The following is a 21,287-nucleotide window of genomic DNA, read 5'->3' as shown; positions in this document are numbered from 1 at the left end:
CGCATTAGCGGGATGGACTGGCTGCGCGCATTTCTATTTGACGCGTGCAGTGGATGATCACAGGAATCGTAAACATGAAATCCAAGTGCTATTGCACAGGTTGGCCCCTCGTGGTCGGTCTGGCGGCAAGCGTACTGGCATTGCCGAGCTTCGCTGCCGCATTGACACTCGATGAAGCGTTGCGGCTGGCAGAAAACAATGCGCCGTCGCTGACCGCACAAGACGCCAAAATTCAGGCTGCCAGCAGTGCAGCCATCCCTGCTGGTGAATTACCTGATCCCAAGCTCTTGGTGGGGGTGCAGAACTACCCCATCGGCGGCCCGGATCGTTGGAGTATCGACCAGGACTTCATGACCATGCAGATGGTCGGGGTCAGGCAGGAGATGCCCAGTAGCGACAAGCGCAAAGCGCGTATCGAAGTCGCCGATGCAGCTATTGATCGTGCCTCTGCGGAGCGTCGAGTCGAACGTCTGAAGGTACGCCAGTCCACGGCGTTGGCCTGGATCAGCAGCTACTCGGTTGAGCGCAAAGATGTGTTGTTCCAGGACTTCTACAAAGAAAACCGCCTGCTGAGCGATACCGTCCGGGCCCAAATTGCCGGTGGCCGCGCTCAACCCGCCGATGCGGTGACACCCAAGCAGGAAGCAGCTCAACTGGCGGAGCAGCAGGACGATCTGATTCTCCAGAGAGCGCAGGCTCGTGCGGCCCTCAAACGCTGGATTGGCTCCGCCGCCAACGACAAGCCTGTGGGCAGCTTGCCTGAATGGCCCGTCGACACCTCAAGTTACTCTCATAAGCTGCAACACCACCCCGAGTTGGCAGCGTTTGCGCCGATGACCCGCGAAGCGCAAGCCAAAGTTCGTGAAGCTGAAGCGGAAAAGCAGTCGGACTGGAGTTGGGAGCTTGATTATCAGCATCGTGACCGTCAGTTCGGCGACATGGTCAGCGTTCAACTTTCCTGGGATTTACCGCTATTTCCCGACTCTCGCCAAAATCCTAGGATTGCGGCCAAGCAGGCTGAACTCAACCAATTGGAGGCCGAGCGCGAAGCGCTGTCACGCGAGCATACCCAGCAGCTGGAAAATGAACTGGCTGACTATGAGCGTCTGGATCGTGCCGTGCGCAGAAATCAGGACAGCCTGGTGCCGCTGGCCAAGGAAAAGGTCGAACTCAGCATGGCCAGTTACCGTGCAGGCAAGGGCGATTTAAACGCGGTGGTTGCCGCCCGACGTGAACTCATCGAAGCCCGCCTCAAACAGATCGACGTAGAAGAGCAGCGAGCGCTGACCAGTGCGCGTCTGTACTTCGCTTATGGGGAGTCCAGCCAATGATCCTTAAAAAATGGAACGGGGCATTGTTGGTAGGCGTCTCGCTGGCATTCGGTATTGCCGGTGGTTACTGGTTCGCACATCAACGCGTGAGCGGAGTACCTGGTGCCAGTTCGGAGCAGAGTCCCAACTCATCAGAGGAACGCAAGGCTCTGTATTGGTACGACCCCATGTACCCGCAGCAAAAGTTCGATAAGCCGGGTAAATCCCCTTTTATGGACATGCAACTGGTTCCTCAGTACGCCGGTGGCGCAGGAGATCGTGCGACCGTCAGTATCGATCCGAGTCTGACTCAAAATCTCGGTCTGCGTTTTGCGACAGTCACCCGTGGAGTCTTTAACTCCAGTCTCGACGTCACAGGAGTAATGGGATTCAACGAGCGTGATGTCGCTGTGATTCAGGCCCGCACCACTGGCTTTGTGGAGCGGGTCTATGCACATGCTCCCGGCGATGTACTCAAAGCCAACGCGGCGTTGGCGGATATCTTGGTTCCAGAGTGGGCGGCGGCTCAGACAGAGTTCCTTGCTCTCAAGCGCAGCGGAGATGCTGAGTTGCTAGCGGCGGCTCGTCAGCGGCTGCGACTCACAGGGATGCCGGCTACATTGATATCCCAGGTAGAGCACAGTGGGATAGTCCAGCCGAACCTGAAGCTAACCACCCCCATCAGCGGCGTTCTGCAAGAGCTAAATGTGCGAGCGGGTATGACCGTGACGACTGGCGAGACCCTGGCTCGCGTCAATGGTTTGGACACGGTCTGGCTAGCTGTAGCCGTTCCAGAGTCAGATACCGGAGCTATCACTGTTGGGCAGACAGTGGAAGCGCGTCTGCCAGCCTTCCCAGGAACAACACTCAGTGGCATGGTCAGCGCGATCTTGCCCGAGACCAATCCGGACAGCCGCACACTTCGGGTACGTGTTGAGTTACCCAATCCGGATGGGCGTCTCAGGCCGGGTTTGACGGCGCAAGTACGCCTGAATCGTTCGACCGAGCAAAGTGTATTGTGGGTGCCGAGTGAGGCGGTGATTCGCACTGGCCGACGAGCGCTGGTGATGCTCGCCGAAGACGCTGGCCGCTACCGCCCCGTGGAGGTGCTCCTTGGGCAGGAAAGCGATGGCAAAACTGCGATAGTGAAAGGTCTGGAAGCAGGCCAGAAGGTGGTTACATCTGGCCAGTTCCTGCTCGACTCGGAGGCCAGTCTTAAAGGCATTGTTGCTCGCACGGATGAAGAGTCGGCACCCAGTGAAACAGCCTCCAGTTTTCATGAGGCTGATGGTCAGATCGTTGAGATCAACGACAAAGAAGTCACGCTCGCCCACGGCCCTTTCAAGACGCTGGGTATGCCTGGCATGACGATGACTTTCCCTCTCGCTAGTCCGGCGCTGATGCAGGGCCTCAAGGCTGGTGACAAGGTTCGAGTCGCGGTGAGCCAGACCGATGATGGCTTGCGTGTTGAACGCCTGGATAAATCGGGGGGCCAGCCATGATTGCTGCCCTGATTCGTTGGTCAGTGGCCAACCGATTCCTAGTGCTACTCGCGACACTGTTTGTCACCGCTTGGGGTATCTGGTCGGTGCAAAGCACGCCCATTGATGCGTTGCCAGACCTCTCCGATGTACAGGTGATTATCCGCACCCCTTATGCAGGACAAGCGCCGCAGATCGTCGAGAACCAGGTCACCTATCCGTTGGCCACCACCATGCTCTCGGTGCCGGGGGCCAAGACCGTGCGTGGTTATTCCTTCTTTGGCGATAGTTTTGTCTACGTGCTGTTCGAAGACGGCACTGACTTGTATTGGGCTCGCTCGCGGGTGTTGGAGTACCTGAGTCAGATACAAAGCCGCTTGCCGGCCAGCGCCAAACCGGCGTTGGGGCCGGATGCGACGGGGGTGGGTTGGATCTATCAGTACGCACTGGTGGATCGCAGTGGCGGGCACGATTTGGCACAACTTCGCGCTCTTCAGGACTGGTTCCTCAAGTTTGAACTCAAGACCCTACCGAACGTTGCGGAAGTGGCAACCGTGGGAGGCATGGTTAAGCAATACCAGGTGCAGCTTGATCCGCTCAAACTGGCCAGCCTCGGCATCACTCAGTCTGAGGTGACCGATGCTATCGGCAAGGCCAATCAGGAAACCGGTGGTGCGGTGCTGGAGATGGCAGAGACCGAGTTCATCGTGCGTGCTTCCGGCTACTTAAAGACACTCAATGACTTTCGGGCGATCCCACTGAAGCTGGGCTCGGGCGGTGTGCCGGTGACCCTTGGCGATGTCGCCACGATCCAGCTGGGGCCGGAAATGCGGCGTGGCATCACCGAACTCGACGGTGAGGGCGAGACCGTCGGTGGCGTGGTGATTTTGCGCAGCGGCAAGAATGCTCGCGAGACCATTGCTTCGGTCAAGACCAAACTCGACGAGCTGAAAAAAGTTTGCCGTCTGGGGTGGAAATCGTCACCACCTACGACCGCAGTAAGCTGATCGACCGCGCTGTGGAAAATCTCAGCCACAAGCTCATCGAAGAGTTCATCGTTGTCGCGTTGGTTTGTGGGATCTTCCTCTGGCACTTACGCTCGTCGCTGGTGGCGATCATCTCCCTGCCGGTGGGAGTTTTGATTGCCTTCATCGTCATGCGCTACCAAGGCATCAACGCCAACATCATGTCCTTGGGTGGGATTGCCATCGCCATCGGCGCCATGGTGGATGCTGCCGTGGTAATGATCGAGAACGCCCACAAGAAGGTTGAGGCGTGGCATGTAGCAAACCCAGGAGAAGAACTGAATGGGGAACGTCATTGGCACGTGATGACCGAAGCGGCGGCAGAGGTCGGCCCGGCGCTGTTCTTCTGTTTGTTGATAATCACCCTTTCGTTCATTCCTGTGTTCACCCTAGAAGCTCAGGAAGGGCGTTTGTTCGGCCCACTGGCTTTCACCAAGACTTACGCCATGGCCGCAGCGGCGGGATTGTCAGTGACCTTGGTGCCAGTGCTGATGGGTTACTGGATTCGAGGACGAATCCCCAGTGAGCAACAGAACCCGTTGAACCGGTGGTTGATTCGGATCTATCAGCCAGCTCTGGACGCAGTCTTGCGTCGACCAAAGATCACGCTGCTGGTGGCGCTATTGGTTTTCGTCAGCGCGCTATGGCCAATGTCGCGCTTGGGTGGAGAATTTCTTCCGCCGTTGGATGAGGGCGACCTGCTCTATATGCCTTCTGCTCTGCCGGGATTGTCGGCGCAGAAAGCGGCGCAGTTGCTGCAACAGACCGACCGCCTGATCAAGAGCGTTCCAGAGGTTGAACACGTCTTCGGTAAAGCAGGCCGTGCCGAAACCGCTACCGACCCGGCACCGCTGGAGATGTTCGAAACTACTATCCAGTTCAAGCCACACGAGCAATGGCGCCCAGGCATGACCCAGGAGAAACTGGTGGAGGAACTGGATCGAGTGGTACGAGTTCCAGGGCTGACCAATATCTGGATACCGCCGATTCGCAACCGTATCGACATGCTGGCCACCGGGATCAAAAGCCCCATCGGAGTAAAGGTTGCCGGCACAAACCTGACTGAAATCGATGCCGCAACTCAGGCGGTCGAGCGGGTGGCCAAGGATGTGCCCGGTGTCAGCTCGGCTCTGGCCGAGCGACTGACCGGTGGCCGCTATATCGATATAGATATCGACCGCAAGGCCGCCGCCCGTTACGGACTTAATATCGCTGATGTGCAGTCCATTGTGGCTGGTGCTATCGGCGGTGAAAACGTCGGGGAGACCATTGAAGGGCTTGCACGCTTCCCGATAAACGTCCGTTACCCTCGTGAGTGGCGAGACTCGCTCGGCGCCTTGGAGCAGTTGCCAATCTACACCCCGCTAGGCACCCAGATCACCCTTGGTACGGTGGCGAAGATCAAGGTCAGCGAAGGGCCGCCGATGCTCAAGAGCGAGAACGCACGGCCTTCAGGCTGGGTGTACATCGATGTGCGTGGTCGAGACATTGCCTCGGTGGTCGCCGATCTACGCCGGGTCGTCAATGAGCAGATCAAGTTGCAGCCCGGTATGAGTCTGAGTTACTCAGGGCAGTTCGAATTTCTGGAACGGGCCAACGCACGACTCAAGTTGGTGGTGCCTGCCACCCTGTTGATCATCTTCGTGCTGCTCTACCTGACTTTCGCCCGCTTCGATGAGGCCTTACTGATCATGGCTACTCTGCCGTTCGCACTAACGGGCGGAGCATGGTTCCTCTATCTGCTGGGATTTAACCTGTCGGTCGCCACCGGAGTCGGCTTTATCGCCTTGGCCGGGGTTTCTGCCGAGTTCGGTGTGATTATGCTGCTCTACCTGAAAAACGCCTGGGCCGAGCGTGAAGACCTCGGCGACAGCACTGAGCGCGGGCTGGTGGCGGCGATTCGTGAAGGCGCTGTGCAGCGCGTTCGACCCAAGGCCATGACCGTGGCCGTGATCATTGCCGGTCTGTTACCCATCCTGCTTGGCAGCGGCACCGGCAGCGAAGTCATGAGCCGCATTGCCGCACCCATGGTCGGCGGCATGGTCACGGCACCCTTGCTGTCCCTGTTTGTCATTCCGGCAGCGTATCGCCTGATGCGTCGCCGTCACCTCCAAGATGAACCCAACCTCCCTCAAGGAAAAGTCGTATGAAACTGACCCTGATTGCAGCTGCTAGCACCGTACTTACACTGTCTTTTTCTGCCCTAGCAGAGGACATGCCGGGCATGAAAATGGAGGGTATGGAGGGTATGGAAATGAAGCAAGAAACAAAGCAAGCTCCAGTAGCCACCGCCGACGGAACGATCAAGGCTATCGATCCTACGAAGCATACCGTGACCATTGCCCATGGCGCTGTTCCATCAGTGCAATGGCCACCGATGACTATGGCTTTTTCCGCGACAGAGGATCAGTTGACAGGGCTGGCAGCCGGAGATCGCGTCTCGTTTTCCTTTCGCCTGGAGGGTGGCAAAGCCACAATTGTTTCTATAAGGAAATGAGCCTGCGGTGATAAAAAACCGGCACGGTTCATCGTGTCGGTTTTCTTCCCCTGGAACAATGGGGGCATAAATGCGCTGGATGGCTGCTGCATCTTCTGTCACCGCCGTACGGATTTTCAATGCCATGCACGTCGTCCCTGATTCAAAAACTGCACATTACTTTTTGGGTAGCTTTGAGACACTAAGGCTTTTTCGCTATGACCAGTAGCCCTGCAACGATCAGGCCTGCTCCGGCAATCATGCGGAGCGTGATGACCTCCCGAAGCACCAGGCCGGCGAGCAACATAGCAACGACCACGCTACCTTTATCGATCAGTGCCACCGTGGCGACATCCCCTACTTTCAGAGCCTTGTAGTAAAAGATCCACGACAAGGCAGTGGTGACTCCAGACAGACCAAGCCAAGACAGATTCCGGCTCGTGATGTTGGCCACTTCTTGTGTCGGAACGGCCCATGCCGCGAATACGAGTACAAAAGCACACACGAACAAGGTACGGATTGTCAGACCAAGCTCGCCTGAGATACCTGCGAGGCCCATCTTGGCGATGACGGAAGTGAATCCGGCAAAAAACATTGAGATGAACGCATAAGCCATCCATTTTTCCATGCGTGTGGTTCCCTCGACATTGGATGTTCCGAGCTGCTGAGAGACCAATCGAAAATCGCTTACTACTCAGCTACTGCACCCGACTGACGCCTTGACGCTCAAAAGCTGTACCTACTTGATCAGGAGCAGCAATCAGAGCGCGTCCCTGCAGGTTCCAACAGTGACTCAACAATCGTGCAGTCTAGAGTGTTCGACCCCAGGCAGGTTGACTCACAAGTGCCTGCCATCGAGAGCAGCTCTATCCGGATCTGCTGGAGTTTAGCTACCTTCGACTCTACTTCTGCCAAGTGCTTCTTGACCACTGACAGTGCGTCAGCACACGGACGATCAGCATCCGCTGCTAGCGCGATGAGTTCCCGTATATCGTCGAGAGGAAAGCCTAACTCACGATTCTGACGGATGAACACGAGTCTTGAACGATGCTTCTCTGTGTAGATTCGGTGCCTGCCGGACGACCGCAGGGCCGGCGGTAAAAGGCCTATTTTCTCGTAGTAGCGAATCGTCTCAATGTGGCAACCCGTTGATTTAGACAACGCCCCGATTCCTGACATGCGAATTCCCCAAGCATTTTCTTGAACCTGTAGTGGCTACAGATATTACCCTGCCCAATTGAAAATTGATTTCACGCGTTTAAGGGCATTTCGTGGACAGAGAACAGCTAGAGAAGAACCAGATTCCCGTCTACTTCGTCGCGGTCATTGTCGCGGCTATCGGAGGTCTGCTCGCACCTAATGCTTCTCAAGCGTTAGGTGCGTTGGTGACACCAGCCATCGCTGTGCTGATGTACGCCATGTTTCTACAGATCCCATTCCTGGATCTCCGTGAAGGGCTCGCAAACAAGCGTTTCATGACGGCGCTGCTCACAGCCAACTTCGTCGCCATCCCCCTGTTGGTTTGGGCGTTGACCATGGGCATAACGGATCACCCCGCGATTCTGGCGGGCGCACTGTTGGTCTTGCTGACGCCTTGTATCGACTATGTGGTGGTGTTTACCCATATCGGTAAGGGCGACTCCAAACTGACTCTGGCGGCAACGCCATTGCTACTATTGCTTCAGCTTGTGCTACTGCCCCTGTATCTGGCCTTCATGCTGGGTAATGACTCGGCGGTGGTTATATCGGTGGGCCCATTTGTTGAGGCTTTCGTAGTGCTGATTGCTTTGCCCTTGGTATTGGCGGTAGCAACAGCTGCTGGTGCAAAAAGGTCACGCGTCGTTGAGGGCTGGAACAACGCTTGGGCTTGGATGCCTGTACCGGCTATGGCGGCTGTGTTGGTCGTGGTGATCGGTTCCCAGATTTCAGCGGTGGTTAGAGACATGGACAGGCTGCTGCCCGTCATTCCTGTCTACTTGGGCTTCATGCTCTTGGCACCATTGGTTGGTGCGCTGATTGCGCGGGCATTCAAATTGCCGGCCATTACTGCAAGATCAGTGGCGTTCAGTAGCTCGACTCGGAACTCGTTGGTGGTTCTGCCCTTGGCACTTGCCTTACCCTTAGAAATCAGAGGCTTAGCTGCGGCAGCAGTCATCACCCAAACACTGGTGGAATTGATCAGCGAGCTAATTTACATCCGTATAATTCCTGCATTGATCTGGCGCAGAATGTAGATACCCTTATCGCATGAACCGAGACACCTATTGGATTTAACGGTCACCCACATTTGGGGTAGCAGCTCGACAATCTCACTCGCGAGCTGCGCTGGCAACCGTGGCAAAACAATTTGATGGATTGACTAACATTTTGAAAACAGTCGATTGCATTGCACCTGACCAGCCGTTTGCATTCGTGTTGACCACTTGCATTCGTGTTGACCAGTCTAGGTACGACCCTAACGCTCCTCAGAGCGCCGACGACTTTTGACCCTTCGCATCGATTCTCCTTTTAGCTCAATGACGTGGGCCTTGTGAACGATACGGTCAAGAATCGCGTCGGCAATCGTGGGGTCGGAAAACAAGTCGTACCATTTCTCTTTCGGGTACTGGCTTGTGATAAGCAGCGACCCGTTCTGTGACTGTTGATCGATAACGTCGAGTAAAAACGGGCCAAGCTGCGCGTCGATGCCACCGATGCCCAGGTCGTCGATGATCAGCAACTCAGCACGTATCAACTGCCGACGAAGCTTGGGCATGGAGTGATCGGCGTATGAAAGGGAAATCTCTTCAAAGAGTTTGGTGGCAGTGCGATACAGGGTCGGGCGGCCCAAACGACAGGCCTGATTCCCAAGAGCGCATGCGAGCCAGGTTTTGCCAGTGCCTGTTGCGCCGGTGATGATTACGTTCTGGCGACGCGCCAGCCAATCGCACTCGCCAAGGGTCATGACAGTGTTCCGGTCTAGGCCACGGGAGGCTTTGAATTCGATACTGTCCATCGTCGCCTCGCTCTCACGAAGTCTCGCGCCCTTCAGCAGACGTGCGATTTTTCTGCTTTCTCGCTCGCTGTTCTCGGCATCAACCATTAATCCAAGTCTTGTATCGAATGCTTCCTTCAGCAGCGCCGGGGTTTCGAGCTGCCGCTCGTAGGCCACGGCCATCCCGTGAAGGCCAAGGCTCATAAGATTCTGAACGGTGTTGAAAATCGGTTTCATAGAGGCTCATCTCCTTGCGAAGCGTAGTACTCAGCGCCACGGATATTGGCGTGTTCAACCAAGGGGGCGGATCTTTGGAAACTGGGGCGCAGATCAGATTCGTTCCGAATGATCGACCGTAATCGCTCCGAACTCAGGATGTTCAAACCGTTGGCATAGGCGCACGCAGATTCCAGCCGAGATGACGAAATCTCTCCTTTACGGACGTCACGTTTGAGGGCAATTACGGCCTTCAAGCCAGTCGCGAAATCTCTGCGCAAAACGAGGTTGTCCTTCACGAACCGCAGCGTTTCCTGCCCGATAGCCTCAGCCCACACCAGCAGTGCTTCTGGCTGGGAGTCTTGAAAATGGGTGTGATTAGGCGCCAGGTGTTCGCTCAGAGTGCTAAATCCCCGCTGTTTCTTAAGCTTGTGAGAACTGATGACACGGCGTTGATGAACAATGTCGAGCCAGTCGTCACGCACGCGTAGATCGACGAGAAGATTCGCAAAATGATAAGGCACGGAGTAACTGTGCTCTTCAAACTCTACGTGGTAGTCGCTGCCCACTCGGACTTGATAAACCCATTGGCTGTAGCTGTATCGTTGTTCCGGGAGGGGATTGAGAGCTGGATAATCTAGCTCAAGGAAGCGGGTGGTTCTGCTTTTTGGGTACGTCCGCGTGATTCGATTGTTTAGCTCATCAACCCAGTAACTGATTGTGTCGTTCAACTCATCCAGTGAGAAAAAGGTGCTTGCCCGAAGCCTTGCCAGAACGAATCTCTGTACCAGTTGCACAGCAATTTCACCAAGCGACTTGTCCTTCGGTTTGCGCGGTCTGGCAGGGAAAATTTGAAACCCGTAATGCTCTGAAAGCTCGGCGTAGGCGCGATTTAAAATCACCGTATCCTTCGTGTTTTTGGTGACCGCTGACTTCAGGTTATCAGGCACAACGAATCGGGGAACGCCGTCGAAAAACTCCAGGGCCAGCACGTTGCATCTGAGCCAGTCAGGTGTAGTTTGGCTACTCACTGCCGAGGCGAAGATGTATCCCGAAGCTCCTAGAGTTGCCACAAACACCTGAGCCTGTATGACCTCTCCCGTGTCCGGGTTTGTCACAGGCATTGTCCTGCCACAAAAATCCACGAAGCACTTGTCTCCGGGCAGATGGATCTGACGCATGCTCAGTTTTTGCTTGTTCACCCACTCACGATAAAGCCGTGTGAACTGGGCATAGGAAACACCATCAGGCTCGACTATCCGGAATTCCTGCCAGAGGAGTTCAAGGGTGACGTCAGGCAGCTTCAGCTGTTCGTGGACAGCCAGCCAAGACGGATAGACCTTTCTTTGGCTAGGGGTTCTGGGCTGGATGTGCAAGCGTTCCGCGAGTCCTTTGTCGTCCAGGTGCCTAAGCTCCTCCCAGCTCTGCCCGCATTGCGCCAACTGATCTCGAATGGCGCGAACCGTGTTGTGCGAAACTTTGACCAACCGAGCGATTGCCCTGTTGGACAGCCTGGGATCATAGGCGAGGCGTAGCACCTCGCGCTGCGTTTCTATTGGCAGCCTCATGTGTTCTCCTCGCGACAGGCGTGTTTAAGCCTCACAAGTCGCGCCGTGTGAAAATTGCAGACAAACGGAAGGTGGTCGGCTTGACGCCGAACGCGAGGGAACACAGAATGGTGGTGCATAGGGCTCAAAACCTAACACCATCAAAAAAGCCTAGGGCTCCACCCCTGGGCTTTTTTGTGCTCCAAATCCACCGGCTAACGCTTAGCCTGGTCTCATTGCGATTCTCCTCAATTGCTTAGTCACACAGCTTGCTGCCGAGCACAGCGCTGTGTTGCGATCCAGCATGCAACCTCCCTTGACAGCGCGAAGAACCCCCGACGATTAGGTACTTCGAACAGAGGCACTTCAATTGTGCCTCTTTGTTTAGCCTTCCTGAATGCGTCGTAGGACGTGTACCCAAGCTCTCTCCACAGGGCACTGCCTCCCACCATCAGGCCATACCGATCCTTTAGATCAAGCTCTAATTCGGACGCCAGGATTTGGATCTGCATGGGCTCACGCATCGCACTCAATGTCCGGTTTGGTCACAGTTAATAGTAATAAACCGCCACCTTGCGCTCCAGCCGTAAGACTTCTACATTTTTTACGGTACAAAGATCAGCGTAGGATTTCCAAGTGTCTGATTTTCAAAGAATTGTAAAAATCTATTCGGACTTCGCAGATAGCTTGCGCGAGGAAATCCCGGAAAATAGCAATCCTAGAAATAACACTGTAGAGATGCTTGCCCTGCGTTATTGGTTTGAGGGCCTGAAACAACGGACAGGACTCAAAACTGCGTACGCACTAGAGCTTCATTTCGAGAAGGAATCTTTTCGGAGGAATATCAACGGCACGATCCGACATTACCGAAGCAAGTGGTCGAGGTACGAGCAAAATTTGATCTCGCCCAAGGCCAAAACCTTGAGCAGGGTTGAGATCTTGGCACCGGGATCGACCCGGGAATTGCACCATCCGCTATGGACATTGATGAGGCTGATCATCAAGAAAAATAAATTTGATTTCGACGACTACTTTAGGACGTTAGCCACTGAGATCCAGTTGGTACTGTTCAGCGATGGAAGCGACAGTTTTTGCAACAGTCAACGACGCGAACCAACCACCCAACTCCTGCTGGAAAAGCTCGAACGCCGAGCGAGCCTTGATTCCCTGTCTGCATTGATCGCGCTATTGGTTGAAGCAGACGAGTTGGGTAGACGACCCTTCGCTATAAAAGCAGCAGGTTCGCTGCACAAAGTCATTTTAATGCTAGCGATGGAGCTACAGGGGCGAGGCGTTGCCGTTTGCCTGATCGATTGGCTTGCTATGAATGTGCTACCTCTGGGAGCGCCTGCTCACTTGCAGGTATGGATGACTAGCACTGACTACATCCACGCCTCAGCCCATCTAAACACGATGGTTTACCAGCATCCGCAACGGCGTGGCAGAAGCCTGCCTTGGAAGCAACGCACAAAAGTAATGCTCAAACTGCTTGCCGGGGATATGGGACTGGACGTTATGCATGCCATGCGCCCGCAATTTGCGCTGAGGACAGGTGTAGAAGACATCACAGCTGATCTTATTGAAGAATTCAAGAAGACGTCCGCGCTCAGGACATGGGGTTGGGAGTGCATTCTCGACGGCACGCCGCAGGTAATGCCGCCCACATCGTTGTTCTAGGAGGTATCGAACAGGTGAGCGTGTGGTCAAGTGCAATGCAAACACGTGGTCACATCGAATGCAAATGCCTGGTCAGTGCAGACGCAATTAGGTGGTCAGGTACCATGCAATTTCCCACACTTCACATCCCTGCCAGGCTGGCTAGCAAAGGCATGCATTGCCCCGCAGTTCCGGCTATCGCGTATTCATTTACGCCTAGCTGCGTTACCGGTGCTGGGTTGATGTGGATGACTGAGGCACCGTTCCTCAACGCTTCCCTAGGGATTTCGGCAGCTGGGTAAACCAAGCCAGAGGTGCCAATGGAAAGAAGCAGGTCGCAGCTCTTCGCCGCTGCTACTGCACGTTTCCATGCCCGCGATGGCAAGTCCTCGCCAAACCAGACAATGCCCGGCCTTAACTTCCCGTTACAACGCTCGCAGCGTGGGGGCTCAACCCTGACGCCTTCAGCGGCAATGTAGGTATTCCAAGATTCGTCTGTTGGAATTCGGTGGCAGGCAAAGCATTTGGGGATGTCCAAACTCCCGTGGAGGTGGATGACGTCGGATGAGCCTGCTCTTTCGTGAAGATCGTCAATGTTCTGGGTGATTACCGTCACTTCTCGCTGGGTGGTTCCTAGGGTGGCGATTGTTTTGTGTGCAGCGTTTGGAAGGGCTTGCGCGACTTTCATGCGCCGCCACAGATACCAGCCCCAGACGAGCGCCGCATCTTCACGGAAAGCCCTAGGCGTTTCCAAGGTTTCCGGGTCATATTGCGCCCAAAGGCCGGTCAAAGGGTCTCTGAATGTGGGGATTCCGCTCTCCGCAGAAATCCCAGCTCCCGTGAAAACTACGACGTGACGGGCCTTGCCCAGCAGCACGGCTGCAGCAGCCAAGCCTTCGCGTAGCTCTGTATTGGTCTCGTTCATTCCAACATCCTAGCCTCAGGCAAAGCGCATTCAGATGTACCCGCGAACCCAGATCTGGGGTCAGGCTGACCACTATATGCCACAGGAGTTTTCACCTGATTTTATTTTAGGCCTCATTTCTGATATTCGGCCTACCCGTCATCATCTTCGAAAATTGGAAGGGGTTTTTTGAAAGGGCATCAGAGAGCTTGCGGTGACCGCAGCCGCAAGGGCGTGGACGGTGTCTGAGAAGCAAATTAAATAATAGTTCTGACCAGTTGAAGCTAGGACGCAGCTAAGGCTTAATGTGATTATGGTACGTAATAGGTATAGCATCACCGGACTATAAGTTTAACTGATAGTTAGATGCGTTGGGGCTGGGTAGGTAGGAATAAAGCTGTGTAAAAATAATCTCATCCGGTATTTTTATCCAGGTTTTGGGGAGCGCAGGATGAGAACCTATCGACGGATAGACATTAGACCTATTTAAGGTTTTGGCTGAAGACGGACATACGACGTGGAGTAGAGTTTATTTTGAGTTTTCAGCACGGATCTTCTAGGACAGCTTAACTTTGATCGCAGGCAGGTGAACAGCCAGCCGATCAGTTCACTTATTCTGCAGGGGAATATACATGCTCGCAGGAAAATTCACTCCCTTAATCAACAGGTTTCCTCAGGAGGCGGAAGCTTTGCGTAGGATTGCAAGCTTCGTTGAGGGTATCGAAACGAAAGAGTTTGATCGGCTTAAAAGTGTAAGATTGAATCCCGGCAAGATGTACAGCATTGCCAATGCTGGCAGTGTTTCCAGATTGGCGCGTGTTGTGCAGATATTGTTGGATGCGAAAATTTTTGAACGCCAACTTCTCGTCAAGTCCCCATCCGGTGGCGAAATGGTGTTTTATTCATATGCAGATCTGCCAGAAATTATCAGAGAGCCGGGGCGTGACGTTGATTTTGAAGTCGCTGAGACCAACGTTGAAATAGCTTACGTACCGGTGCTGAATGGAGGCCAATGAGGCTGTAAGGCTAACTCCTGTCTGGATCGGTCACTTTATGCTGCGAGGCTAACATCATGACGCCTGCCGTGAACCTTCTAGGATCGAGATCAGTTTGGTGAATGAGTTCGGGTTTGGTTGCGCCCCATCCCTGCTCCCAGAAAGGGTGCTCGAGTGAGTGATCGTCAAGGCTCTAAGCCGCCGCAGGTTCTTCCCCCAACATTCTTATATATCCCACCGGTCTCCCTGCTGGTAGAGGTCATTTTCGGGGCTACAGCGTTGGAGCGCGTATATGAGGACAATCCTCAGGTAACCGCACGCTGGCCCAGATACAAGAGTCTGAAAAAATGGTTTCTGGGGCAGGTTTTTAGCGCTCCCACCAGGCCGTCCAGCCTGCGTTCACTGGATGAAATGGAAAGGGATATGCGGGCAGCCGGGTTCATCGTGCCGGACGTTGTCTGGCAACCCCACTGCGAATGGACCTCGTTACTTAAACAAGGCCTGCTGAGAGATCACCGCTCCATCGCGATGTGGGCAGGACGGTTAGATCGCGACCTTGAACTGGCAGTCAGCTTCGTCAATCTTCCAGGTGTGAGCGATCGGATACAGGCGATCATCAAAACTCCATTAATCCATGAGATCGGCGCGCCTGGTAGCCGGGAGCGAATGACATCAAAACAGTGGGTGGGAGATGAGTCGGCTCTCCTGGACTGTCCATTGCTCAAACACAATCGCATTGCTGACGCGTACTGCTGCTTTGTGCGGTTCATGGCTTGGGTGGTGGTCGATACGAGCCTTCAACATTGGCAAAAAGTGGTCGACGCTGGCCAGCAAGACGAAATATTGCTGCTGGCTCTAGTGCCTCGATTGGACGCTGAAACTTGCAAGTGGACTCGACCACTTGGAACTCAGGTCCGAGAGCTGGCGATACACGCGGGCTATGATTCTCAAGGGGCTCCCAGTGTTTTTCTTGGCGGCCTCTGGTCAAGCATGACGGAGTTGGCAGAGGAAAAGGAGCGCACCTTGCGGAAATGGGAGGCAGCAGAGCCTGGAAGGCCTAGAGAGAGCAGTATTGCCAGCTTGCTCACCAGCCTTGAACCCCAGCTTCAAAAATATGGGGGGCTGTGGGCTGAAGGACGTGTGCATCGCCAACGCTTTCAGTTCGCTTGGGCGATGATCGCTATATTGCGAGACATGCAAAGGCTGGGGCTGCCGGATGTGCTTATCGACGAGGTGTTCAGTTGTTATGAGCGGGAGTACAGCTTCGCACGTAGTCACCTCTCCAAGCCCTTATCGGCAGGGCAGGCGTTTTGACGCCTGCCCTTGTCCTACTGCTTGTGTTGTCTCTGTTCTGCAATTTGCCGTCCGCGCTCACCCTGATTTTTATCCCAGGTGATGTTGGTGCCCGGCGTACCTTTGTTGTCGTTGCCCATATCTGCTTCATGGTTACCGACAGGGCGTTTGCGCTTTTGACTCATGAGCATTCCCCTTGGTCTGCAGCCTCTTCCCAATCATCTGGACGCTCATCTTCCCCACGTGATTGCCAGTAGGCGTCGTTGTTGGGGTTGAGCTGGTTCGAGTGGTTATCGTCGTCGTGCTTGCTCATTTCTGCCTTCCTGTTGAATGGTCATCGCCCCTGTGGCGACACCGACAGATTGCGTCGAACGGCGCGTGGTATAGAGGAACCAAAAAAGAAAAATCTCTCGTGGAGTCGGCTGGGCGCCCGTAATTCGGGCTGAAGGCTTGCCGGAGTGCTGTCTCGGCGAAGGCTTCCGAATGAGCAGTAGAAAACCGGGTTGGAGCGCGTATCCCCAATTTTTAAAAGGAGACCTGTTTAGCTAACTGTGTTGATGCCGAAATAATGATTACTTGGACGCTCTCTTCTTTTCTGCAGTGGCGCAGGTTGCGCATAGACATGGACAAAGCAAATGGCAGATACCCCCATCTTTGGAAACTACAAAACTTGTAATTTTCCGGGGAGTGGCCCCGTCGGCAGCGCTACCAGTGGCTGGGACGTGGTGTACTACGTTAACGCTCAGGGGGAGCATGCGGATGTGAAGGGATTCTCACAGAAGCAGCTGCGAGTGAGCGGTGGTGGGAAAATCCAGCATCGTGTGATGGTCATCAAAGATCTGATGCTCGCGCCGAGCTTGGGCGCCAGGATTGGCGTTCCTGGTCTGGACTACGACAGCGTATTCACCACCATCACCGCAGGGCTTAGAATTCTGAGCACTCGAGACTGGGATGTGGACACTGCGTTGCTGCTGAATCTAAATGATCGGGGGCGGCGGTCGATGGGCGCTAGCGCCAAAGTCAGCTATCGGTTCTGATAGGCGGCTGAGACTTTGAAACCAACTCAATCAAATCGTTGGAAGCAACATAACTCTGAGGCAGGCAATGGCATTTGTTATTGAGGCAGTGGCTCATGACCATGGATGGATTCCGCTAACGCATGAAGATATTCATGACGATGGCCAAAATGTTTTCAGTCTGGTAGTGGGGCAGAACGCGACTGGCAAAAGTCGGTTGCTTAGAAAGATTGTCAGTCATTTTATATTCGACAACCAGTTTTCAGAGCGTGACCGATATCTGCGCCAGAATCCGATGGCGCCGATGAGTCATTACAGTCATTTGTCAGGTAACGAAGAGCTAGTCGTCGGGAGGTGGTCGGCGCCATCTCCATCAAAAATTATCGCTGTTTCTACTGGTAGGCACGATAGATTCCCCACTCCGAATTCCAAAGAGCTAATCGATCCAACCGGCCGCTATCATTATATTGCTCCATCTGAAAAAGGTAACGTCTCGGCGCTTACTCGCAGCTTGATTGCAATCACAAGCGGGTTGGAAACACACCCGTGGAAATTTATGAGTCTCGCTAGCATATTCCGATATTTAGGTTTCGAGCCAATTTTGGATTTTAAGCTTTCACTCGACCCCGCGCTCAGAGTTCAGTGGACTAGGGATCACGCAAAAGCTGGTGGGCATACCATGCTTACGTTACCGGGCTGGGAGGAGGCGCCTAAGAAATATCAATATGATAAGTCTTTGGTAGACTATCATTACCAGTTACTGGATCATATCTATCGGCAAAAGCATGTAAGTTATGAAATTGACCTCGGGCTTAGCGAGCCTTCTCGAAATTATTTCAGTTTAGAGAAGGTTGCGGATGCTCTTAGATCAGGCTTGATACGTGTTTCAGATTTGACTTTGAATGTCAGAGAAAATCATTCCAGGTTAAAGCTTTCCCAAGCTAGCTCTGGCCAGCAATGCATGCTGGTTATGATTCTGGGGATCGCAGGTTCGATTGAAGACAACTCGTTGATCTGTATCGATGAGCCAGAAATCAGCCTTCATCCCAAGTGGCAAACTGACATTATCAGTCAGTTGCAATACGCGTTTCATGGTTACCGAGGATGTCATTTCATCATAGCTACTCACTCCCCGCAGATTGTCGCTGGTCTAACAGCGGATAAAGGGTTCGTGTTGAGCTTGGAAGATCGACAGTTATACAGCTCAAAAGACTACTCAAATCGATCGGCTGACTACCAGCTGGCTCAGGTGTTTAACGCGCCCGGAGTCAATAACGAATACTTAATAAGAATTACGCTTATGCTGCTCACAAAGATTTCGCGCAGAGAGGTGTTGAATCGGGAAGATTGGAAGCAGCTCGAAATGCTCGATCAACTGAAAGAGTCCTTGGCCAGTAATGATCCTGTACGTCACCTTATTGACCAAGTACAGATGTTGAGGTGATGTATGCAACCTGTAGTATTTGCGGGCGCAGACCTAGCCTATGTTGTACGATACGACGGCATTAGCCATCAGGAGTGGAACCGTACAGATGGCCCTGTGGCCGAGCTGCGAAGAACAGTTAGGGTTCATTATCTAAGGCAGCAAGGGTATCGCTGTGCTTACTGCCGTATGGAGAAAAAGGAAAATCACGGCCTTACTTGGGATGTCGAACATATAATCCCTAAGTCTGTGTATCCGAGATTTCTGTATGAGCCCCTGAATCTCGCAATGGTTTGCAAAGAGTGCAATATTGCGAAACTCGATCAAGACGTACTCCATAGAAGGGTAGGGCCAGGTGCGGTCTTTCCCAGTAGGTCTGAAGATTACAAAATCGTGCATCCTCATTTTGATAGGTATTCCGATCATTTTGAAATGATCGTCGTGGGCGGAAGAATTTCTCATCGCCCCAGAAATCCTTTAAAGGCTAAGGAAACGTTTTTGATGTGTAACTTGGTGCGGTTTTCCTACGCTTTCGGAGAGTGGGAAGATTTCAATTACGAGGTAGTCAAAAGATTTAGCGAGTTTGTGGAGAGCTGCCCGCCAGATGCTACACGCCAACAAATTACATCTTTCATGCAAACATTAAGATTCACTGTTAATGGTGATTTTTAGCTCGGCGATTGTGAACGGCCACTATTCAGCTGTCTCAGCAATAGTGGCTGTTGGTCCGCGTACCGCTCCCTATCTCGATTGTCTGGTAGGCTGTAAAGCTAAGTAAGCAAGATTACGGACCCTTGGGTTTGACCACTTTCTAGGTCCCTGTGTGCTTCGGCCGCATCACTTAGCGAGTAACGCCCACCGATGTGCACTTGAAGCTTGCCGCTCGCGACTCGATTGTAAATGTCGTCGCCCGCAGTCTGTAGATCAGGGTGCGTGCGTACGTAAGTTGAAACGCCTGGTATCGAAACCGTTATCGAACGTGCCGGGCCCAAATCAGCGATATTTACCGTCGCCAGACTGTCCGCGACCCGACCCAAATGAATCAGGTGGCCGAACGGTCTCAGGCACTTCAGAGACTGATGAAACACCTCCCCGCCCAGTCCTTCGTAGACGACATCAACACCCTTACCAGCTGTGAGGCGGCGTACACCTTCAACGAATGACTCCTCCTTGTAGAGGATCACGCTCTCACAACCGAGGTGATACGCACGCTCAGCTTTTTCCTGAGAGCCGACGCTGCCGATCACGCGAGCACCTAATGCATTGGCCCATTGGCAAATGATTGAACCAAGGCCGCCGGCGGCCGCATGTACGAGCACAGTTTGCCCCGCTGCAAGAGGAGCGACGCGTGTCATCAGCATGTGCGCGGTAAGCCCTTTCAACGTCACTGCAGCAGCTTGCTCGTATGAAACTGAATCTGGCAGTCGCAGTACCTGCCGAGCAAGGCAATTGCGCAGCTCAACATAGCTGCCAGTGGGCATGCCTCCGTAAGCCACGCGCTGTCCAACAGCGAAGCCAGTGACGTCTGGTCCCACTGCTACGACTTCGCCTGCGTCCTCCACGCCGGGAATGCCAGGCCAGGTCCCAATCGGGATTAGTCCGCGACGGTGATAAGTGTCGAGGAAATTGACTCCGATAGCGTGCTGACGGATTTGAATTTCGCCTGCACTCGGTGGAGCAATTGGCGTCGAACCTGCCAATGCCAGCTCGTTATGTCATCGGTCAAGATGGCGTGATCGCTTTTGCCGAGGTCAATCCGGACTACACCATCCGTCCAGAGCCAACCGAGCTGCTGCCAACGCTGGATCGTCTGACCAAGTAATTTGCCGTGCAACGCGGCGCTAGGACAGTCGTCTGATCTGTCCTAGCCAGTGGGCGAAGCAGGATTTCTGCTTCGCCCTTTTTTGTTTTTGTCCCACACGACATGGCTGGAATTAGGATGCCGAATCTGCGGGCGCAAATGTGATTGTTCGTGTGCCCAAGGAGTGATCTTAATGGTTTTGGAAGGGCGCAACATGACGAGCCTTTTATAGTAGAAAGGGAATTGACTGCCCGGCGCAGCCCCCCCTCCGTTGAGCTCTCACTTTGCTTTCTCGCGTTGTCGCTGCCGTAGACGTTTTACGTAAGGCCCATCCACCATGTCATCGTCGCTTAAATCCAACGAGCAATTGGCCAGCGCCGCTAAGCCATTGTCCGAGATTTTCAGATTGCTCGGCAGGCGACCACCTCGTCGTGTGCTGTTTTCTGCTATTGCAGCAAATAAGGCTTTGAAGAAATCGGCAAGGGACGGCCGTATGGCTTCTGTTGCCGCAGCAGTCAGAGGGCTCGACGCCGTTGACACCGCCTGGGCGGCATTTTCAGAAATCTCTTCCAGGCAATCACCCAACGATGGCCAATATTTCAGATCGTATTCATAGCGAAGCCGTACGAGATCGTCGCGAACGTAAGATTGGAAATGACCATTATGTTCCGAGGCCTCTTCGATGACGTCTAAAACATGGTAGTGAGTGTCGCTCGTGAATCCGGAGAAGTCGTGTAGCTCCGATCGTTGGCTCAACAGCCCCGCCAGCTCCAATGCCCGGATTGAGATCTGGCGGTTGATTTCAGAGAGTTTTCTACGCCCGTCACGTGCCTGGTTGTTTTTTTCAGGGTTCCAAAAAGCTGCTGTGGTAAGGACCACGCCCAAAAAGGTTTCGAGCGCATACGGAAGCGAGTGCAGCACGTCGTGGAGCTCTGCATAGGTTTCGTTCAGCTCCAGATGTCGAGTCAACATCCGATCGATGATGGCTGTTTCGCTAGGCAATATTTTGCGATCCGTGTTCGTCTGCTTTTCTTTGTTCAAGAAGGCTTCACAGATCTGTTGAGGTGTTTGGTACAACGGTTTGTTCATGTTTGGAACTCTAGTAAGTAGCTGCGCTCAAGTTATGTGACTTGCACCGATGTGTCGGTACCCCAGCAAAATTTTTTCAGA

Annotated in this window: 20 protein-coding genes and 1 pseudogene; 12 read left to right on the top strand and 9 right to left on the bottom strand. The window is 53.7% G+C overall.

Annotated elements, in window-relative coordinates:
- The first annotated feature begins 74 nt into the window (after positions 1–74).
- The 4 genes and pseudogenes from AB4N84_RS10020 to AB4N84_RS10005 all read left to right on the top strand — a co-directional run bounded on the left by AB4N84_RS10020 (position 75) and on the right by AB4N84_RS10005 (position 6,313).
- Entirely contained in the window at positions 75–1,331 is a 1,257-nt protein-coding gene (locus tag AB4N84_RS10020; protein ID WP_460046201.1) for a TolC family protein, read from the top strand.
- Entirely contained in the window at positions 1,328–2,812 is a 1,485-nt protein-coding gene (locus AB4N84_RS10015) for an efflux RND transporter periplasmic adaptor subunit (protein ID WP_460046200.1), read from the top strand. Before AB4N84_RS10020 ends, AB4N84_RS10015 begins: the two co-directional genes overlap by 4 nt.
- Positions 2,809–5,966: pseudogene (locus AB4N84_RS10010) on the top strand (efflux RND transporter permease subunit). The gene AB4N84_RS10015 and the pseudogene AB4N84_RS10010 overlap by 4 nt, the downstream one beginning before the upstream one ends.
- Positions 5,963–6,313 carry a copper-binding protein gene (locus tag AB4N84_RS10005; RefSeq protein WP_198717932.1) on the top strand — a complete coding sequence of 117 codons (351 nt, stop codon included), beginning with the start codon at positions 5,963–5,965 and terminating at the stop codon, positions 6,311–6,313. Before AB4N84_RS10010 ends, AB4N84_RS10005 begins: the two are co-directional and overlap by 4 nt.
- A gap of 181 nt (positions 6,314–6,494) precedes the next feature.
- Here the strand turns inward: AB4N84_RS10005 and AB4N84_RS10000 are convergent, their stop codons facing one another.
- Together AB4N84_RS10000 and AB4N84_RS09995 are read right to left on the bottom strand one after the other, a co-directional pair.
- Positions 6,495–6,920 carry an EamA family transporter gene (locus AB4N84_RS10000; protein WP_282390770.1) on the bottom strand — a complete coding sequence of 142 codons (426 nt, stop codon included), beginning with the start codon at positions 6,918–6,920 and terminating at the stop codon, positions 6,495–6,497.
- 119 nt (positions 6,921–7,039) lie between these two features.
- Positions 7,040–7,471, bottom strand: coding sequence for a MerR family transcriptional regulator (locus tag AB4N84_RS09995; RefSeq protein WP_460046198.1), 432 nt, complete (start codon positions 7,469–7,471; stop codon positions 7,040–7,042).
- A gap of 92 nt (positions 7,472–7,563) precedes the next feature.
- On the opposite strand from AB4N84_RS09995, the gene AB4N84_RS09990 reads away from it, so the two are divergent.
- Positions 7,564–8,526, top strand: coding sequence for an arsenic resistance protein (locus AB4N84_RS09990; RefSeq protein WP_460046196.1), 963 nt, complete (start codon positions 7,564–7,566; stop codon positions 8,524–8,526).
- A gap of 221 nt (positions 8,527–8,747) precedes the next feature.
- Here AB4N84_RS09990 and istB read toward each other — a convergent pair whose 3' ends face one another.
- Together istB and istA are read right to left on the bottom strand one after the other, a co-directional pair.
- Positions 8,748–9,503, bottom strand: coding sequence for an IS21-like element helper ATPase IstB (istB, locus tag AB4N84_RS09985; RefSeq protein WP_460046194.1), 756 nt, complete (start codon positions 9,501–9,503; stop codon positions 8,748–8,750).
- Positions 9,500–11,050, bottom strand: coding sequence for an IS21 family transposase (istA, locus tag AB4N84_RS09980; RefSeq protein WP_460046193.1), 1,551 nt, complete (start codon positions 11,048–11,050; stop codon positions 9,500–9,502). The genes istB and istA overlap by 4 nt, the downstream gene beginning before the upstream one ends.
- A gap of 615 nt (positions 11,051–11,665) precedes the next feature.
- Between istA and AB4N84_RS09975 the strand changes: the two genes are divergently transcribed.
- Complete coding sequence (locus AB4N84_RS09975; protein ID WP_460046192.1) at positions 11,666–12,706, top strand: hypothetical protein; 1,041 nt, start codon at positions 11,666–11,668, stop codon at positions 12,704–12,706.
- Between the two features lie 121 nt (positions 12,707–12,827).
- Here the strand turns inward: AB4N84_RS09975 and AB4N84_RS09970 are convergent, their stop codons facing one another.
- Positions 12,828–13,610, bottom strand: coding sequence for an SIR2 family NAD-dependent protein deacylase (locus AB4N84_RS09970; RefSeq protein ID WP_460046191.1), 783 nt, complete (start codon positions 13,608–13,610; stop codon positions 12,828–12,830).
- A 611-nt stretch (positions 13,611–14,221) separates the two neighbouring features.
- On the opposite strand from AB4N84_RS09970, the gene AB4N84_RS09965 reads away from it, so the two are divergent.
- Both AB4N84_RS09965 and AB4N84_RS09960 read left to right on the top strand, forming a co-directional pair.
- Positions 14,222–14,605: a hypothetical protein gene (locus AB4N84_RS09965; protein WP_092406716.1), complete on the top strand. Its 384-nt coding sequence runs from the start codon at positions 14,222–14,224 to the stop codon at positions 14,603–14,605.
- Positions 14,606–14,758: 153 nt separating this feature from the next.
- On the top strand, positions 14,759–15,898 hold the full coding sequence (locus AB4N84_RS09960; protein ID WP_460046190.1) for a hypothetical protein: 1,140 nt from the start codon (positions 14,759–14,761) through the stop codon (positions 15,896–15,898).
- 14 nt (positions 15,899–15,912) lie between these two features.
- On the opposite strand, the gene AB4N84_RS09955 is transcribed toward AB4N84_RS09960, so the two are convergent.
- Both AB4N84_RS09955 and AB4N84_RS09950 read right to left on the bottom strand, forming a co-directional pair.
- On the bottom strand, positions 15,913–16,062 hold the full coding sequence (locus AB4N84_RS09955) for a hypothetical protein (protein ID WP_175500162.1): 150 nt from the start codon (positions 16,060–16,062) through the stop codon (positions 15,913–15,915).
- Positions 16,059–16,190 (bottom strand): hypothetical protein, encoded by a 132-nt coding sequence (locus tag AB4N84_RS09950; RefSeq protein WP_256571160.1) that lies wholly within the window; start codon positions 16,188–16,190, stop codon positions 16,059–16,061. The genes AB4N84_RS09955 and AB4N84_RS09950 overlap by 4 nt, the downstream gene beginning before the upstream one ends.
- Before the next feature lie 322 nt (positions 16,191–16,512).
- On the opposite strand from AB4N84_RS09950, the gene AB4N84_RS09945 reads away from it, so the two are divergent.
- The 3 genes from AB4N84_RS09945 (at position 16,513) to AB4N84_RS09935 (ending at position 18,988) form a co-directional block, all read left to right on the top strand.
- Positions 16,513–16,914, top strand: coding sequence for a hypothetical protein (locus AB4N84_RS09945; protein WP_460046188.1), 402 nt, complete (start codon positions 16,513–16,515; stop codon positions 16,912–16,914).
- 67 nt (positions 16,915–16,981) lie between these two features.
- On the top strand, positions 16,982–18,337 hold the full coding sequence (locus tag AB4N84_RS09940) for an AAA family ATPase (RefSeq protein ID WP_460046187.1): 1,356 nt from the start codon (positions 16,982–16,984) through the stop codon (positions 18,335–18,337).
- 3 nt (positions 18,338–18,340) lie between these two features.
- On the top strand, positions 18,341–18,988 hold the full coding sequence (locus AB4N84_RS09935; protein WP_092406710.1) for an HNH endonuclease: 648 nt from the start codon (positions 18,341–18,343) through the stop codon (positions 18,986–18,988).
- 98 nt (positions 18,989–19,086) lie between these two features.
- Here the strand turns inward: AB4N84_RS09935 and AB4N84_RS09930 are convergent, their stop codons facing one another.
- Positions 19,087–20,016: a quinone oxidoreductase family protein gene (locus AB4N84_RS09930; protein WP_460046186.1), complete on the bottom strand. Its 930-nt coding sequence runs from the start codon at positions 20,014–20,016 to the stop codon at positions 19,087–19,089.
- On the opposite strand from AB4N84_RS09930, the gene AB4N84_RS09925 reads away from it, so the two are divergent.
- Complete coding sequence (locus AB4N84_RS09925) at positions 20,016–20,138, top strand: hypothetical protein (RefSeq protein ID WP_460046185.1); 123 nt, start codon at positions 20,016–20,018, stop codon at positions 20,136–20,138. The genes AB4N84_RS09930 and AB4N84_RS09925 overlap by 1 nt on opposite strands.
- Before the next feature lie 258 nt (positions 20,139–20,396).
- Here the strand turns inward: AB4N84_RS09925 and AB4N84_RS09920 are convergent, their stop codons facing one another.
- Positions 20,397–21,206, bottom strand: coding sequence for a hypothetical protein (locus AB4N84_RS09920; RefSeq protein ID WP_092406706.1), 810 nt, complete (start codon positions 21,204–21,206; stop codon positions 20,397–20,399).
- Positions 21,207–21,287 lie beyond the last annotated feature (81 nt).

This window comes from Pseudomonas sp. S2_H01 (genome assembly GCF_054668305.1).
Note: the sequence above shows the minus strand (reverse complement) of the source record. Positions and strands in the feature narration are given on the sequence as shown.